At 68.4% G+C, this 13,888-nt stretch carries 15 protein-coding genes; 13 read left to right on the top strand and 2 right to left on the bottom strand.

The window, feature by feature from the left end; all coding sequences use genetic code 11:
* Nucleotides 1-316: 316 nt before the first annotated feature.
* Both ACFSJG_RS08430 and ACFSJG_RS08425 read right to left on the bottom strand, forming a co-directional pair.
* On the bottom strand, nt 317-937 hold the full coding sequence (locus ACFSJG_RS08430; protein ID WP_378484754.1) for a response regulator: 621 nt from the start codon (nt 935-937) through the stop codon (nt 317-319).
* Nucleotides 934-2,076 (bottom strand): sensor histidine kinase, encoded by a 1,143-nt coding sequence (locus tag ACFSJG_RS08425; protein ID WP_378484753.1) that lies wholly within the window; start codon nt 2,074-2,076, stop codon nt 934-936. The genes ACFSJG_RS08430 and ACFSJG_RS08425 overlap by 4 nt, the downstream gene beginning before the upstream one ends.
* A 162-nt stretch (nt 2,077-2,238) precedes the next feature.
* Between ACFSJG_RS08425 and ACFSJG_RS08420 the strand changes: the two genes are divergently transcribed.
* The 13 genes from ACFSJG_RS08420 to ACFSJG_RS08360 all read left to right on the top strand — a co-directional run bounded on the left by ACFSJG_RS08420 (nt 2,239) and on the right by ACFSJG_RS08360 (nt 13,858).
* Nucleotides 2,239-2,823, top strand: coding sequence for a GlcG/HbpS family heme-binding protein (locus tag ACFSJG_RS08420; RefSeq protein WP_378484752.1), 585 nt, complete (start codon nt 2,239-2,241; stop codon nt 2,821-2,823).
* Nucleotides 2,824-2,966: 143 nt separating this feature from the next.
* A complete protein-coding gene (locus ACFSJG_RS08415) occupies nt 2,967-3,566 on the top strand; it encodes an ankyrin repeat domain-containing protein (protein WP_378485255.1) in 600 nt (199 codons plus the stop codon).
* A 309-nt stretch (nt 3,567-3,875) separates the two neighbouring features.
* A complete protein-coding gene (locus tag ACFSJG_RS08410) occupies nt 3,876-4,787 on the top strand; it encodes an MBL fold metallo-hydrolase (protein ID WP_378484751.1) in 912 nt (303 codons plus the stop codon).
* A gap of 262 nt (nt 4,788-5,049) precedes the next feature.
* Nucleotides 5,050-6,405: an MFS transporter gene (locus ACFSJG_RS08405; RefSeq protein ID WP_378484750.1), complete on the top strand. Its 1,356-nt coding sequence runs from the start codon at nt 5,050-5,052 to the stop codon at nt 6,403-6,405.
* 135 nt (nt 6,406-6,540) lie between these two features.
* On the top strand, nt 6,541-7,089 hold the full coding sequence (locus ACFSJG_RS08400; RefSeq protein ID WP_378484749.1) for a VOC family protein: 549 nt from the start codon (nt 6,541-6,543) through the stop codon (nt 7,087-7,089).
* A gap of 5 nt (nt 7,090-7,094) precedes the next feature.
* Nucleotides 7,095-7,844 carry an SDR family NAD(P)-dependent oxidoreductase gene (locus tag ACFSJG_RS08395; protein ID WP_378484748.1) on the top strand — a complete coding sequence of 250 codons (750 nt, stop codon included), beginning with the start codon at nt 7,095-7,097 and terminating at the stop codon, nt 7,842-7,844.
* The gene (locus ACFSJG_RS08390) at nt 7,837-8,730 is read left to right on the top strand and encodes a 3-keto-5-aminohexanoate cleavage protein (protein ID WP_378484747.1); all 894 of its coding nucleotides are present in this window, start codon (nt 7,837-7,839) and stop codon (nt 8,728-8,730) included. The genes ACFSJG_RS08395 and ACFSJG_RS08390 overlap by 8 nt, the downstream gene beginning before the upstream one ends.
* Nucleotides 8,727-9,155: a hypothetical protein gene (locus ACFSJG_RS08385; RefSeq protein ID WP_378484746.1), complete on the top strand. Its 429-nt coding sequence runs from the start codon at nt 8,727-8,729 to the stop codon at nt 9,153-9,155. The genes ACFSJG_RS08390 and ACFSJG_RS08385 overlap by 4 nt, the downstream gene beginning before the upstream one ends.
* Nucleotides 9,155-9,580, top strand: coding sequence for a hypothetical protein (locus tag ACFSJG_RS08380; protein WP_378484745.1), 426 nt, complete (start codon nt 9,155-9,157; stop codon nt 9,578-9,580). Before ACFSJG_RS08385 ends, ACFSJG_RS08380 begins: the two co-directional genes overlap by 1 nt.
* A complete protein-coding gene (locus tag ACFSJG_RS08375; protein WP_378484744.1) occupies nt 9,577-10,575 on the top strand; it encodes a dihydroxyacetone kinase subunit DhaK in 999 nt (332 codons plus the stop codon). The genes ACFSJG_RS08380 and ACFSJG_RS08375 overlap by 4 nt, the downstream gene beginning before the upstream one ends.
* 31 nt (nt 10,576-10,606) lie before the next feature.
* Entirely contained in the window at nt 10,607-11,236 is a 630-nt protein-coding gene (gene dhaL, locus ACFSJG_RS08370) for a dihydroxyacetone kinase subunit DhaL (RefSeq protein WP_378484743.1), read from the top strand.
* Nucleotides 11,233-12,132: a beta-keto acid cleavage family enzyme gene (locus tag ACFSJG_RS08365; RefSeq protein ID WP_378484742.1), complete on the top strand. Its 900-nt coding sequence runs from the start codon at nt 11,233-11,235 to the stop codon at nt 12,130-12,132. Before dhaL ends, ACFSJG_RS08365 begins: the two co-directional genes overlap by 4 nt.
* Nucleotides 12,122-13,858: an IlvD/Edd family dehydratase gene (locus ACFSJG_RS08360; RefSeq protein WP_378484741.1), complete on the top strand. Its 1,737-nt coding sequence runs from the start codon at nt 12,122-12,124 to the stop codon at nt 13,856-13,858. The genes ACFSJG_RS08365 and ACFSJG_RS08360 overlap by 11 nt, the downstream gene beginning before the upstream one ends.
* Nucleotides 13,859-13,888: the final 30 nt, after the last annotated feature.

Below are 13,888 nucleotides of genomic sequence, written 5' to 3'. Positions count from 1 at the left end.
AGCGCGATTGACGGTGAGGGTCGGCACGAGTGAGCGGCCGCACAGTGGGAACAGGTGACTGCTGGACAAACTCGCCGACTCGAATTGTGTTCAACCCTTTGGCTTGTGGGCGACGGAATTCGAGATTATGCGGTGCGGTGTCTGATTCGTCCCTATCATACTCGGGCGTCGGGGGGGCGAGGCGGACACGGCGTGTGTCGGCCCGTCGGCGCAGAAGGGGTTCGTCAACATGACGAGACGGATGGTTCGGTCTACCAGAACAACCAGGGGTGACCAGCCCCTGATTACGGATTCGTGGTTCGGACACTCACAGGTGTCAGCGAATACCGTCGCGGCGCAACGCAATCGACACGGCAGCGGCACGGGTGTCGACACCCAGCTTGGTGTAGATGTGCGCGAGGTGGGTCTTCACGGTCGCCTCGCTGATGTGCAGCCGTCGTCCCAGTTCCTTGTTGGTGAGCCCCTCGGCGAGCAGGGTCAGCAGTTCCGCTTCGCGGGCTGTCAACGCCTGGTCGGGACGGCGCATCTTGTCGAGGACGCGCGCCGCGACGGGTGGCGACAGCATGCTCTGACCGGCGACCGCGCCGCGGATCGCGGCGAACAGCTCGCGTGGGGCCGTGTCCTTGAGCAGGTAGCCGATCGCGCCGGCGTCGAGCGCACGGACGACGTCGGCGTCGGTGTCGTAGGTGGTGAACACGAGCACCGGCTGGTCGGGGCGGGTGGCCCGGATCCGTCGGATCGCCTCGACACCGTCGATGCCGGCGCCGAGCGCGAGGTCCATCGTCACCAGCGCGGGGGAGAGGTCGGCCGTCATGGTGACGGCGTCCTCACCGGTTTCGGCTTCGCCCACCACCTCGATGTCCGGTTGCGAATCCAGCAGTGCGCGCAGACCGGCGCGCACCACCGCGTGGTCGTCGACGAGCAGCACCGTGATCACTGCGTGGCCTTTGCTGTCGGTATCTGCGCCGCGACCACTGTGCCCTCGCCGGGCGAGCTCTCGACGCCGAAAGTCCCGCCGAGTGCCTCCACCCGCTGCCGCATCGCAGGCAGGCCGAACCCGTGCGCGTCGGCGACCTCGAATCCGACGCCGTCGTCGAACACGTCCAGCGCCACCGCGTCGGGCAGATACGTGAGGGTCACTCCCACAGTCTGCGCGTGCGCGTGCCTCCGCACGTTCGAGACTGCGCTCTGGGTGATCCGCAGGAGCGTGTGCCGGACGCCGTCGGGCAGCGACACAGGGTCGCCGACCACCTGCAGCTGCGCAGACGGCACGTACCCCCGGGCCGCGGCCAGCAAGGCGGCATCCAGGGACTGTGTCGTGAGATCGGGTGCGCCGAGGTAGTGCACGAGGTTTCGGGTCTCGGCGAGGTTGTCCCGCAGCGACGCCGTCGCGACCTCGACCTCGTCCCGCGCCTTCTCGGGCTCGACGTCCCGGAGTTCGTCCGCGGCCTCGAGGTGTAGCAGCGCGCTGGTCAACCCCTGCGTGACGGTGTCGTGGATCTCCCGTGCGATGCGTTCGCGCTCCGACAGCATCCCGGCCTCCCGTTCCGTCTCGGCGAGCCGCGTCTTCGCGTCGACCAGTTCGCCGAGCAGTCGTTCGCGCTCGGCGTTCTCCCGCTGCACCTGCCCGAACGCGAGGACGATCAGCGCACCGGTGCACAGCGGCGCGAGGAGCACCGGCCACTCGGTGCGGCCGCTGAACGACGCGAACTCGACGCCCGCGAACACGGCGAGACCCGCGACCACCGGATACGCGACACGTCGCGGGAACACGCTGGTGCACAGGAAGAAGATCGGGAACGCCGACCAGGCGAAGCTCGGCGCCAGCCACACCAGCACCACCCACGACGTGAGCACGGGCCACACCCACGGCTGCCACGGCCCACCCCTCCGGGACTGCACCACGACCACGGCGTACAGCGTCGCAAGGGTGACGACGAGCGCCGCGACGACCACCCAGCGGCCGCTCACCCCGTGATACGTAAGGTAGCGGGCCGTCGACGCCGCGAGCAGCAGGTAGAAGGTGGCGTGGATCGCGAGTCCCATCGGACCCCGGAACGCCGCATTGCCCTGCATTCGGCCGATCCTACGGAGAACCCCGTGGTGGCGGATCGGCCATTCGGATGATGTCGGCACCGCCGGATGGCGGATCGCGTGGCAGTCGGTCGGCCGATGCCGTGACGGGGTGGCCGGTACCAGGCTGGGAAACGTCCGAAACACCGGTTCGAAAGGCTCCCGATGACCATCACCCGCCACCTGCCGCGCGCCCTCGCCGTCGCCGTGCCCGCCGTCGCGTTGCTCGCCGTCACGGCGTGCGGATCGTCCGACGACACCGCGACCGCCTCGACCACGGCCGTCACCCCGGCCGCGGTGTCGCAGCAGCCCGCGAACGGAGACACCGGCACCGTGTCCGCGAACAGGCTCTCCGCCGACGCCGCCGGACGAGCCGCGCAGGCCGCGCTGGACAAGTGCCGAGCCGACGGCCTCGGGTTCGTCACCGTCTCCGTCGTGGACCGAGCCGGCAACGTGCAGGCCATGCTGCGCGGCGACAACGCCGCCCAGCACACCGTCGAGGCGTCCCGCGCGAAGGGATACACCGCCGCCGCGTTCGGCGCGAACACCTCGGACCTCGCCGACCGCGCGAAGGGTGACGGCGCCACCGTCGCCGATCTCCCCGGGACCCTCTTCCTTCCCGGCGGTGTGACGGTGAAGGTCGGGAACGCGTCGATCGCCGGCATCGGTGTCGGCGGTGCACCCGACGGCAACGCCGACCAGGCGTGCGCGGCAGCCGGTCTCGCCGCCATCGCGGACAGTCTGCGGTGAGGCTCCGCGCCACCGTCGCTCTGATCGGCGTCGCCGTCGTTGTGACCGCATGCGGCGGCTCCGCCGGCGACGACGAGTCACCCGTGTCGGTTGACGAGACGGTGTTCACGACAACGGAAGTCGAGTCGCTACCGGCCCAGCGGATGTCGACGCCGGAACTGGAGGATGCGCTGTTCGAGGCCGTCCGCTACGACGATCCCGTCGCGGTGCGAGCGGCCCTGGATGCCGGTGCCGATATCGAGGCTCGCGACGACCGGCGTCGTACTCCTCTCGTCGCAGCGACGAAGGCGAACGCGGTCGCCGCCGCAACCGCACTGATCGAAGCCGGAGCGGACGTCAACGCGCAGGACGGGATCCGGGACTCCGCCTTCCTGTACGCCGGTGCGGAGGGCCTGACCGAGATCCTCGCGCTGACCCTCACACACGGCGCGGATGTGCACAGCATCAACAGGTTCGGAGGAACGGCGCTGATCCCCGCAGCCGAGCACGGACACGTCGAGACCGTGCGGATGCTCATCGCGGCCGGGGTCCCGGTGAACCACGTCAACGACCCCGGCTGGACGGCACTCCTCGAAGCTGTCGTCTACGGCGACGGGTCGGCTCGCTATGTGGATGTGGTCGCTCAACTCCGCGCTGCGGGCGCCGACCCGTCCATCCGCGGCGCCGATGGACTCACCGCCTTGCACCACGCGAATCGGCTTGGACAGTGGGAGGTGGCCGCACTGCTGCGCGCCGGTCGGTGAGAAGGCTCTACCCCCGCGCGTTTAACGCTTTGACCTGCGGAGACGAGGTTTCGGGATTATCCGGTTCGCCGTGTGGTTCACCCCTGGCATGTGCGTTGAAGTCGGGGGTGAGGCGGACACGGGGTACGTCGGCTGTCCGGCTCACTCACGGGTGCGCGGCGCTTTGCCATCCCGACGATCACGGCCGGAGCCCGACGTGATGTCCACGACTTGGGCCCGATGATCGGGACCAGTTGCTGGCGATTCCGGATCCGCGGCGCCACGATCGGGGTGATCGGTCAACCTCGACCGTGACGAGAGGACGGGTCGGTGACCTTCACCTGTGACGTCGGTGCGGCGCGCATCACGCAGCTCACGGAACTGGCGCGGTGGCCGTTCCCGGTGGGGGAGCTTTTCCCCGCCGCGGACGAGCAGGCCGGGCGAGCGGCATTGCGTCTGAAAGCGCCGTTCGTGGATCAGCGGACAGGTGATCTGGTCCTCGCGATCCACACCCATCTGATCAGGATCGGGGACGCCACGATCGTCGTGGACACCGGGAACGGGAATCACAAGCACCGACCGAATCTGTTGCCGCACCACATGTTCGACACCGATTACGAGGACGCGTTCGCCGAAACCGAAACGGATCCCGGCGACGTGGACCTGGTGATCAGTACCCATCTACACCCGGATCACTGCGGGTGGAACACCCGGCTCGTCGACGGACGGTGGGTTCCCACGTTCGGCAACGCCACCTACCTGTTCGGCGCCGATGAGCTGGCGGGCGCGCAGGTCCTCGTCTCCACGAACCCGGACGACCCCGTCCGGTCCGACCTCGTCCGCGCCTTCCACGACAGCGTGCAGCCGGTGCTGGACGATGCCGCATGGACCACGGTCACCGACGGTCACGTACTCGCCGTACGTGACGGAACCCGCGTCGTGGTCAGGTCCGCGCCTGGCCACACTCCCGGGCATCTCGTCGTCGAGGTGAATACACCCGACGGGGGTGCGGTGCTGTCAGGTGACGTCATCCACCATCCGCTCCAGTTCCTTCGTCCGGATCTCGCACAAGCGGGGGATTCCGACCCCGTTCGGGCGCGTACTACCCGTGAGGCGTTGCTCGACCGCTGCGCTCGCGATCGGATGCTGCTCATGCCGGCGCACTTCCCGGTCGACGAACCCGTTGTCGTAATCCTCGACGAGAACGGGCGTCCGACCGCCCCGGCGCTGCTCGCCGGCTGATCACCAGGCCCTCGAGGCGATCCGTCACACGGCGACCGGCGTGGCGGGTTTTCGAACGATGCCAGCCCTGCACGGCTCGTCCCCGCATCTTCGGGTGTGGGGACGAGTCCGTTTCTGCGCAGGCTCTCGGTGTGTGTGGGCCGGCGTGGTCGGCGAACAGTGTCCCGATGATCGGAACTTTATGATTGGGAACGAGGCAGCACGGCGCGCATGGTTCCCGTGTCGCGCATCACAGTGATGCGCCTGGGTCGCGAGGTGGATCATGAGTGAAGTCACGACGTCGGAGGTGCGGGACCCGTTGGGGGTCCGCACTGTTCGCAAGGTCATGCTGCGTTTCATGCCGGTCGTCGGGTTGGCGTACATCGTCCTGTATCTGGATCGCCTGAACATCGGCGTCGCAGGTCTGACGATGAACGCAGAGCTCGGAATCTCGGCGTCGATGTTCGGGTTCGCCGCCGGGGTCTACTTCTGGAGCTACACGATCTGCGAGCCGGGGAGCAACTACATCCTCACGAAAGTGGGGGCTCGTCGGTGGATCACCCGGATCATGATCACGTGGGGCATCGTGACCATCGCGACGGGCTTCGTCCAGGGCGCGACGACGCTCGTGATCTGTCGCGTGTTGCTCGGCATCGCCGAAGCAGGATTCTCGCCCGGCATGCTGTATTTCGTCTCCAGATGGTTCCCGAACGCCGACCGCGGGCGCGCGATGGCCTGGATCGTGACGTTCATCTGCATCTCCGGACTGGGCACACCGATCACGACCTACCTGCTCGGTATGGACGGGTTCCTCGGACTGTCCGGCTGGCGCTGGGTCTTCATCCTCACGGGCGTTCCTGCGGTGATCATGGCGTTCGTGTGTTTCCGGGTGCTGCGTGACAGCCCTGCAGAGGCGGAGTTCCTCACCGACGAGGAGCGGGGATGGCTCACGAAGAAGCTCGACGAGGAGTCCGCGGAGACCGAATCGCAGGCCGGGTCGCACAGCTTCTGGCAGGGTCTCGTTCACCCGCGTGTGCTGGTGCTGATCGCGGTCTTCATCTGCTTCACATTCAGCTTGAACGGCTTCCAGATCTGGATGCCCCAGATCTACAAGCAGTTCGGCATGACGACCACCCAGATCGGCTGGATAGCCGCCCTTCCCGCCTTGGTCGCCATCGGCCCGATGATCTGGTGGACCCGCCACTCCGACCGGCGGGGTGAGCGACCCGTCCACTTCGCGATCGCGGCGGGCGTCGCGTCGCTCGGGTTCGCCATCGCGGCCGTGTTCTTCGAGACGCCGGTCATCGCGATCATCGGATTCTGCATCGCAGGGATCGGGCTCTACAGCTCGATGAGCATCTTCATCACGATGCCGTCGAGTTTCCTCACCGGTGTCGCCCTCGCCGCGGGATTCGGTGTCATCAACGGAATGGGCAACCTCGGCGGCTACTTCGGTCCACAGGTCACGGGATGGATCAAGGACGCGACCGGCAGTTTCACGCCCGCGATCGGCGTGTATTCGCTCGTTCTCGCGCTCGCGGCGGGCATCGTTCTCGCGCTGAAGTACGCGACACGGAACCCGCGCACCACTTCCCGGTCGACTGCGGTCGCTGAGCTCGTCGGGACCGACCGAGACTGACCGTCCGCTGACCCGGCGGCGAGAAAAGTCCCGTTGATCGGAACCAATTCGTTCTTCTGGGCCAGTTCGGACGACATCATCGACACGACTCCACACCGTTGTGAGTTTCCGACGGTGTTCGACACAGAGGTGATCATGAGCAGAATCTTCGGCCCGGTACGACAACTGGGCTACGTGGTGCACGACATCGAGGGCGCGATGACGCACTGGACCGAGACGGCGGGTGTCGGGCCGTTCTTCTACGTGGAGGACCAGCCGCTCAACAACTTCCGGTTCCGCGGGCAGTCGAGCTCGCCGCGCTTCAGCGTGGCCCTCGCCCAGACCGGCGACATCCAGATCGAACTGATCCAGCAGCGTAACGACGAACCGTCTGCGTTCAAGGACTTCACCGATCGCGGCCTCGAGGGACTGCAGCACGTGGCCTTCTGGACCACCGACTTCGACCGGCACCTGACGGCGGCCCGCGACCAGGGATTGACCGAGTTGCAGAGCGGTCTGTCCGGAAGCGGTGCTCCGGACGAGCGGTTCGCCTACTTCGAGGAGGGCCCGTTCCCCGGCACCGTCGTCGAACTGTCAGAGATCAGTGGCCGCAAAGGTGATCTCTTCCGCGCCGTCGCGGCGGCGTCGGTCGGTTGGGACGGCACCGACGCCGTACGCGACATGCGAACGGTGCTCGGATCGTGAGCCGGGTGGCTGTTGTCACCGGCGGTGCGTCGGGAATCGGGCAGGCCACGTGTGAACGTTTCGTCGACCTGGGGTGGCAGGTGGTCGCCGCCGACCTCGCCCCGGTCGGGTCCCGTGCCCGAGCGGCGAGCGACGCAGTGCTGGAGGTGCAGGCCGACGTCACCGACGCCGCCGACATCACGCGGCTCGTCGAGTTCACGACCGAGAGATTCGGACGGGTCGACGCGGTCGTGACGAGTGCGGGCATCGCCCGGAACGCACCCGTCCGCGACACCACACCCGACGAATTCCGGCGCACGCTCGAGGTCAACCTGGTCGCCACGTTCGCCGTCGTGCGGGCCTTCGTGGATCTGCTCGCCGCCGACGGCGGTGGTTCGGTCGTGACCATCTCGTCGGTGTCGGGGCTGCGCGGCAGCCAGGACCGCGCGGCCTACTCGGCGTCGAAGGGCGGCGTCGTTGCGCTGACCTCGCAGCTTGCCTTCGAACTTGCCGACGAGGCGATCCGGGTCAACTGTGTGGCTCCGGGCTCGACCCTGACCCCACTGGCGCAGAAGGCACAGGACCCGCAGGCGAAGAAGGCCATCCTGCAGTCGATTCCGCTGCACCGCTACGCCCAGCCCGCCGAAATCGCCGAGGTCGTGACGTTCCTCGCGGGTCAGGGCAGCGGGTTCGTAACCGGCCAGACGTGGACGGTCGACGGAGGTCAGTCGATCGGCGCCGGCTGGCGCGTACCGAAGGGTGGACACGATGTGTGACGGGACCGCCAAGCCGCTCGTGATCGGAGTGCACGTCAACGAGAACACGATGCGTGAACCCAACCCACACATCCCGTGGACACCGGCGGAGATCGCCGCGACCGCCGCGGCGAGCCGGGCAGCGGGAGCGTCACTCATGCACTTTCACGGCCGGACGCCCGATGGGGGAGTGGATCATTCGGCGCAGACCTACGGCGAGACCATCGAGCTGGTGCGCGCCGCCACCGATCTCCTGCTTGCCCCCTCCCTGGCCAACGTGCCGGGACGCTCGGTGGCCGAGCGGCTGGCGAACGTGGCGCCGAACCAGGGGCGACCGGAGACCCGGGCCGACTTCCTCGTGATCGACATGGGCCTCGCGGCCATGGACCTGATCGATCCGCGGTCGGGACGGTTCGTGACCGACGACCGGGTGTTCCTCAACGACACCCGGACCCAGGCCGAACTGCTCGACCGCGCCGGCGAACTGGAGATGACGCCGTACCTGACGTCCTTCAACGTCAGCTGGACTCGGGCCATCGTCGCGCACGCCAGGTTCCGTCCCCTGCCGCCTCCGCTGGTCCTCGCGATCATTCTCGGCGGCGAGGAGTTCCCCGCAGCGCATCCGGCTTCCGTCGCGGGGCTGCGGGCACAGGTGGACCTCCTACCCGCCGACCTCCCGATCGAGTGGATCGTGTCCGCATACCGCGGCAACGTCCTCGAGGCCGCGGAGGAGGCGATCATCCGCGGTGGGCACGTCGCGATCGGCGCCGGCGACCACCACTACGGCGAACTCGGTCACCCGTCGACGCCTGAGCTGGTCGCTCACGTCGCGGATCTCGGGCGCCGCCACGGTCGGCAGCCCGCCACCCCCGCCCAGGCCCGGGAACTGTTGGGAGTATCCGTATGAGGCTGATCGACATCGCAGGTACCGAACCGCAACTCGTGCACGATGCGGTGGGCGGCCGGGTGTGGGTGACCGACTCGATCGCGTTCGCCGGGACGAATCAGGCCGGTGACATCCTCGTCACCGGATCACACGGCGGTGCCAGCGCAGGGGAGTACGCCGCCTCGTTCGGTGTCGCCGTCGTGGTGTGCAACGACGCCGGCATCGGGAAGAACCGCGCCGGTGTCGCCGGGCTCGCCGCCGTGGCCGCCCGGGGAATCGGGGGAATCGGCGTCTCCCACGACACCGCGCGGATCGGCGACGGAACCGACGGGTGGGAACACGGCATCGTCAGCTACGTCAACGAGGTCGCGGAACGGCTCGGCATCCGCGTGGGCGAACCGCTGCGCGAGCAGATACTCATGCTCACCGACAGGAGGGAAACCTAGTGTTCCGCAGCATCATCGGAGCGGAGAACGGGCGACAGATCGTCGTCATGGACAGTATGTCCCAGGTGGAGACCGGCGACCGTGGCCGCATCCTGGTCGCCGCGTCCAACGGCGGTCAGGAGTCCGGCCGCCTGGCCGTCGACATCCGCTGCGCGCTGGCGGTGTTCAACGACGCAGGCGTCGGCAAGGACGACGCCGGTATCGCCGGTGTCGTCGCGATGGGCGCCGCCGGCATCCCCGGAGCGGCCGTCAGCCACGACTCCGCGGAGATCAGCAACGGCATGGACATGTGGCATCACGGCGTCCTGTCCTATGTCAACGCCCCGGCCCACGAGGCCGGACTGCGGGTGGGGGACACCGTGCACAGTGGCGTGCGGGAGTTCGCGCAGCGGATCGCTCCCGCACGCCACGAGGAGCGGACATGACGAGCAGGCACTTCGTCAACGCGCCGGAGGATGTCACCAGGGAGGCGCTCGAGGGTCTGCAGTTGCTGTACCCCGAGTTCCTCACCTACCGAACCGATCCCACGCACGTCGTGCGGACGGAGAACTCCCGACCGAAGGTGGCACTCGTGTCCGGGGGCGGAGCCGGACACGAGCCGCTGCACGCCCAGTTCGTCGGTGTCGGCATGCTCGACGCCGCCGTACCGGGAGGGGTCTTCTCCAGTCCCACGGCGCTGCAGGTGCGCGCGGCCGTCGAATCCGTCGACACCGGCCACGGATCCGTCCTGATCGTGAAGAACTACACCGGCGACATGCTGAACTTCTCGATCGCCGCAGAACTGTTGGGCGGAGACCGAACCACCGAGATCGTCGTGGTCGACGACGACCTCGCCACCGACTCTGCCACGGAGGACGGGCCCGGCCGGCGAGGCACCGCTGCCGTGGTCGCGGTCGAGAAGATCTGCGGCGCAGTGGCAGAACGGGGTTGGGCGCTGCGCGAGGTCGCCGAGCTGGGGCGTCGGGTGGTCGCGGCATCGTCCACGCTGAGCGTCGCGCTGCGCGCGGGCACGCCGCCCGGGCACTCGCGACCGTCCTTCGATCTCGCCGACGACGAGATCGAGCTCGGTGTCGGGATCCACGGCGAGCATGGCCGCGGGACCCGCCCGCTCGCCCCGGTGGGCGCTCTCGTCGACGACCTCGTCGAGCAACTGGTCGCCGGAGGCAGGGTGAGCCGAGGCGACGGTGTCATTGCGATCGTCAACGGGCTCGGTGCCACCCACTCCCTCGAACTGGCCATCGCGACCCGGGAACTCGTGCGGGCAGTGAAGTCCCACGGGATCGAGCCCACACGCCTGCTCGCCGGGTCGTTCGTCACCTCGTTCGACATGCACGGCCTGTCGATCACCCTCGTTCGTGCGGAGGACGGCTTCGTCGAGTTGTGGGACGACCCGGTCCGAACGCCGGCGCTGTCGTGGTGATCGCGATGTACAGGAATTCTCGGAGGAAACGATGACAACTCTGCAGCTCGCATGGACACGCGACTGGATCGCACGTTTCGCCGCCGAGGTCGAGGCGCAGGTGGACGCCCTCACCGAACTGGATCGCCTGGTGGGTGACGGGGATTTCGGCCGCAATCTGCGCTCGGCGGTGCGCGCCTCGCTCGCCGCCATCGTCGACGATCCGCCCGCCTGCCCCGGGGACACGTTCCGGCGGGTCTCGGATGCGTTCCTCGGCACGGGGGGAACCAGCGGTCCGCTGCTCGGGTTGTGGTTCGGCCGGATCGCAGAAGTCCAGGGAGACGAGGTCGGTGCCGCGGAGTTCGCGGCAGCGGTCGACACCGCCACCCGGGCCGTGCAGCGTCTCGGCAGGGCGGAGGTGGGGCACAAGACGATGGTCGACGCCATGGTCCCCGCCGCCGACGCGCTGACCCGGGCCGCACGAACATCCGGCGATGTCGCCGCGGCACTCGCCACGGCACGGACCGCTGCCGAAGAGGGCGCCGAATCGACCCGATCCCTGCTGGCTCGGCGTGGCCGGGCCAGCTACGTCGGCGGCCATGCCCGCGGCGTCGTCGATCCGGGCGCCCAGGCGATCGCGATGTTCTTCGCTGCCGCCGCACCCGACGGAGCCGCGGCGTGAACGCGCTGCGGGACAGGGTGATCGTCACGGTCGCGCCGACCGGAGGGTTCCTCACCAGGGCCGACCACCCGTACGTCCCCACCCAGCCAGAGGAGATCGCCGCGGACGTTGCCCGCTGTCATGGGGCGGGCGCGTCGATGGCGGCGCTGCACGCCCGCCGCCCCGACGACCAGGCGACGTGCGATGCCGAGATATACCGGCGCATCAACGATCTCGTCCGAGAACGATGCGATATCGTCGTCAACAACTCCACCGGCGGAGGCGTCACCGGCGACATGGTGCGGACCCGCGAAGACGGCACCCGCGTCGTCGACTGGGCAGCGCGGCTCGACGGACTCGGCGGCGGCGCGGACACCTGCACCCTCGACGCGATCACCGCCTACATCTCCTCTCCGTACGGGGAGATCCTCATGGACACTCCGCCCAGCCGGGCAGCCGAACTGGCCACTGCGATGCGGACCCGCGGGATCAAACCCGAATGGGAGGCGTTCGGCCCGTCGCACCTGCTGCAGGAGATCCGGACCTTCACGGCAGGCGAACCGGGGCCCCATCTGGTGAACATGGTGCTCGGCCTCGATCACACCTTCCAGAACGCGCTGCCCTACACCCCGGCGATCCTGCAGCAGATGGTCGACGTCCTGCCCGACGACTCCGTGTTCTCGGTCAGCATCAGCGGCGCCGAGCAGATTCGGGGACTGACCCACGCTCTGCTGCTCGGCGGGCACGTGCGGGTCGGGATCGAGGACAACCCGTGCCTGGTCCCGGGGGAGCCGACGGAGAACGTGCGGTTCGTCGAGCACATCGTCGAGGTGATCGAACGTCTCGGTCTGCAACCCGCCACCGCCGACGAGGCCCGAACCATCCTCGGACTGAAGGGAGCCCTCGATGAGCAGTGACGACATCCCGGCCGCGCGACCCCTCCGCTCGCGCGAGTGGTTCGCAGGGAACGACCTCAACGCGTTCATCCACAGGTCGTGGATGAAGAACCAGGGGATCCCGGACCGGATGTTCGACGGTCGCCCGGTGATCGGAATCTGCAACACCTGGTCGGAGCTGACTCCGTGCAACGCCCACTTCCGCGACCTCGCCGAGCAGGTGAAGCTCGGCATCATCGAGGCAGGCGGCTTCCCCGTGGAGTTCCCGGTCACCTCACTCGGTGAGACGATCATTCGTCCCACGACCATGCTCTACCGGAACCTGGTGAGCATGGACGTCGAGGAGTCCATCCGGGCCAATCCGATCGACGGGGTCGTCCTGCTGTGCGGCTGCGACAAGACGACTCCCGCCCTGCTGATGGGTGCGGCGAGCTGCGACCTGCCGACCCTGGTCGTCTCCGGTGGACCCATGCTCAACGGGCGGCACGAGGGGCGCACCATCGGCTCGGGGACCTCGGTGTTCGCGATGAGCGAGGCCGTTCGGTCCGGAGAGATGAGCGAATGTGCCTTCCGTGCAGCAGAATCCGCGACATCTCGGTCGCCCGGACACTGCAACACCATGGGCACCGCGTCGACGATGGCGTCCGTCACCGAGGCGCTCGGCCTCGCGCTTCCCGGTAATGCGGCCATCCCGGCGGTGGATTCCCGGCGGCGCGTGCATGCTCGCGACAGCGGAGTCCGCATCGTGGAGATGGTCACGGAGGATCTGCGGATGTCCGATGTGGTCACCCGCGAGTCGTTCGAGAACGCGATCCGGGTGAACGCCGCGATCGGCGGTTCCACCAACGCGGTCGTACACCTGCTGGCCCTGGCGGGTCGCCTCGAAATCCCCCTGGAACTACAGGATTTCGCGCAGCAGTCCCGGAACATCCCGCTGCTGGTGAACCTCATGCCGTCGGGCAGCTACCTGATGGAGGACTTCTACTACGCAGGTGGGCTGCCCGCGGTGATCGCGGAACTGGGCGACCTGCTGCACACCGATGCACTCACCGTGACCGGCCGGACCCTGGGCGAGAACGTCACCGGCGCACCGATCTGGGACGACGACGTCATCCGCCGCCGCGCGTCGCCACTGCAGGAAGATGCCGGGATCACCGTGCTGACCGGCAATCTCGCCCCGAACGGTGCCGTCGTCAAGCCGTCGGCGGCGTCGCGGCACCTGCTGCGACACGTGGGACGCGCTGTCGTGTTCCGCGGCATGGACGACTTCCGGGCCCGGATCGACTCGCCCGACCTCGACATCGAACCCGACGACGTCATCGTGCTCACCGGCGCGGGTCCGGTGGGTGCACCCGGCATGCCGGAGGTCGGGAACCTGCCGCTGCCCCGTCGGCTGCTGGCACGTGGCGTCACCGACATGGTGCGGATCTCCGACGCCAGGATGAGCGGCACCGCCTTCGGGACGGTCGTCCTGCACGTCGCACCCGAGGCGGCTGTCGGGGGGCCGCTTGCCCTCGTCCGCGACGGCGACCGGATCGAACTCGACGTGCCCGGTGGGGTCCTGCGCCTGGAGGTCGACGACGACGAACTGCGCCGTCGCCGCGAGGCGTTCGTACCCACCGCAGACGTGCCCGCCGGCGGCTACCGTCGACTGTTCGTGGACCACGTCCTGCAGGCCGATCGCGGCGTCGACTTCGACTTCCTCGTCGGCAAGCGCGGCACCGCCGTCGCGGGCGACAACCACTGACCCGGTGACACCGACAGAACAGGAGTACAG

The sequence above is a fragment of the Rhodococcus gannanensis genome, assembly GCF_042681175.1.
GTDB classification, from domain to species: Bacteria; Actinomycetota; Actinomycetes; order Mycobacteriales; family Mycobacteriaceae; genus Rhodococcus_G; species Rhodococcus_G gannanensis.
This window is presented reverse-complemented; position numbering and strand designations above follow the sequence as displayed.

What these genes read in the sequence shown, in the direction of transcription:
- ACFSJG_RS08420 (WP_378484752.1), top strand. Translation starts at nt 2,239, where the DNA reads ATGACCATCACCCGCCACCTGCCGCGCGCCCTCGCCGTCGCCGTGCCC.
- ACFSJG_RS08390 (WP_378484747.1), top strand. Translation starts at nt 7,837, where the DNA reads ATGTGTGACGGGACCGCCAAGCCGCTCGTGATCGGAGTGCACGTCAAC.
- dhaL (WP_378484743.1), top strand. Translation starts at nt 10,607, where the DNA reads ATGACAACTCTGCAGCTCGCATGGACACGCGACTGGATCGCACGTTTC.
- ACFSJG_RS08415 (WP_378485255.1), top strand. Translation starts at nt 2,967, where the DNA reads ATGTCGACGCCGGAACTGGAGGATGCGCTGTTCGAGGCCGTCCGCTAC.
- ACFSJG_RS08425 (WP_378484753.1), bottom strand. Translation starts at nt 2,076, where the DNA reads ATGCAGGGCAATGCGGCGTTCCGGGGTCCGATGGGACTCGCGATCCAC.
- ACFSJG_RS08375 (WP_378484744.1), top strand. Translation starts at nt 9,577, where the DNA reads ATGACGAGCAGGCACTTCGTCAACGCGCCGGAGGATGTCACCAGGGAG.
- ACFSJG_RS08400 (WP_378484749.1), top strand. Translation starts at nt 6,541, where the DNA reads ATGAGCAGAATCTTCGGCCCGGTACGACAACTGGGCTACGTGGTGCAC.
- ACFSJG_RS08405 (WP_378484750.1), top strand. Translation starts at nt 5,050, where the DNA reads ATGAGTGAAGTCACGACGTCGGAGGTGCGGGACCCGTTGGGGGTCCGC.
- ACFSJG_RS08385 (WP_378484746.1), top strand. Translation starts at nt 8,727, where the DNA reads ATGAGGCTGATCGACATCGCAGGTACCGAACCGCAACTCGTGCACGAT.
- ACFSJG_RS08360 (WP_378484741.1), top strand. Translation starts at nt 12,122, where the DNA reads ATGAGCAGTGACGACATCCCGGCCGCGCGACCCCTCCGCTCGCGCGAG.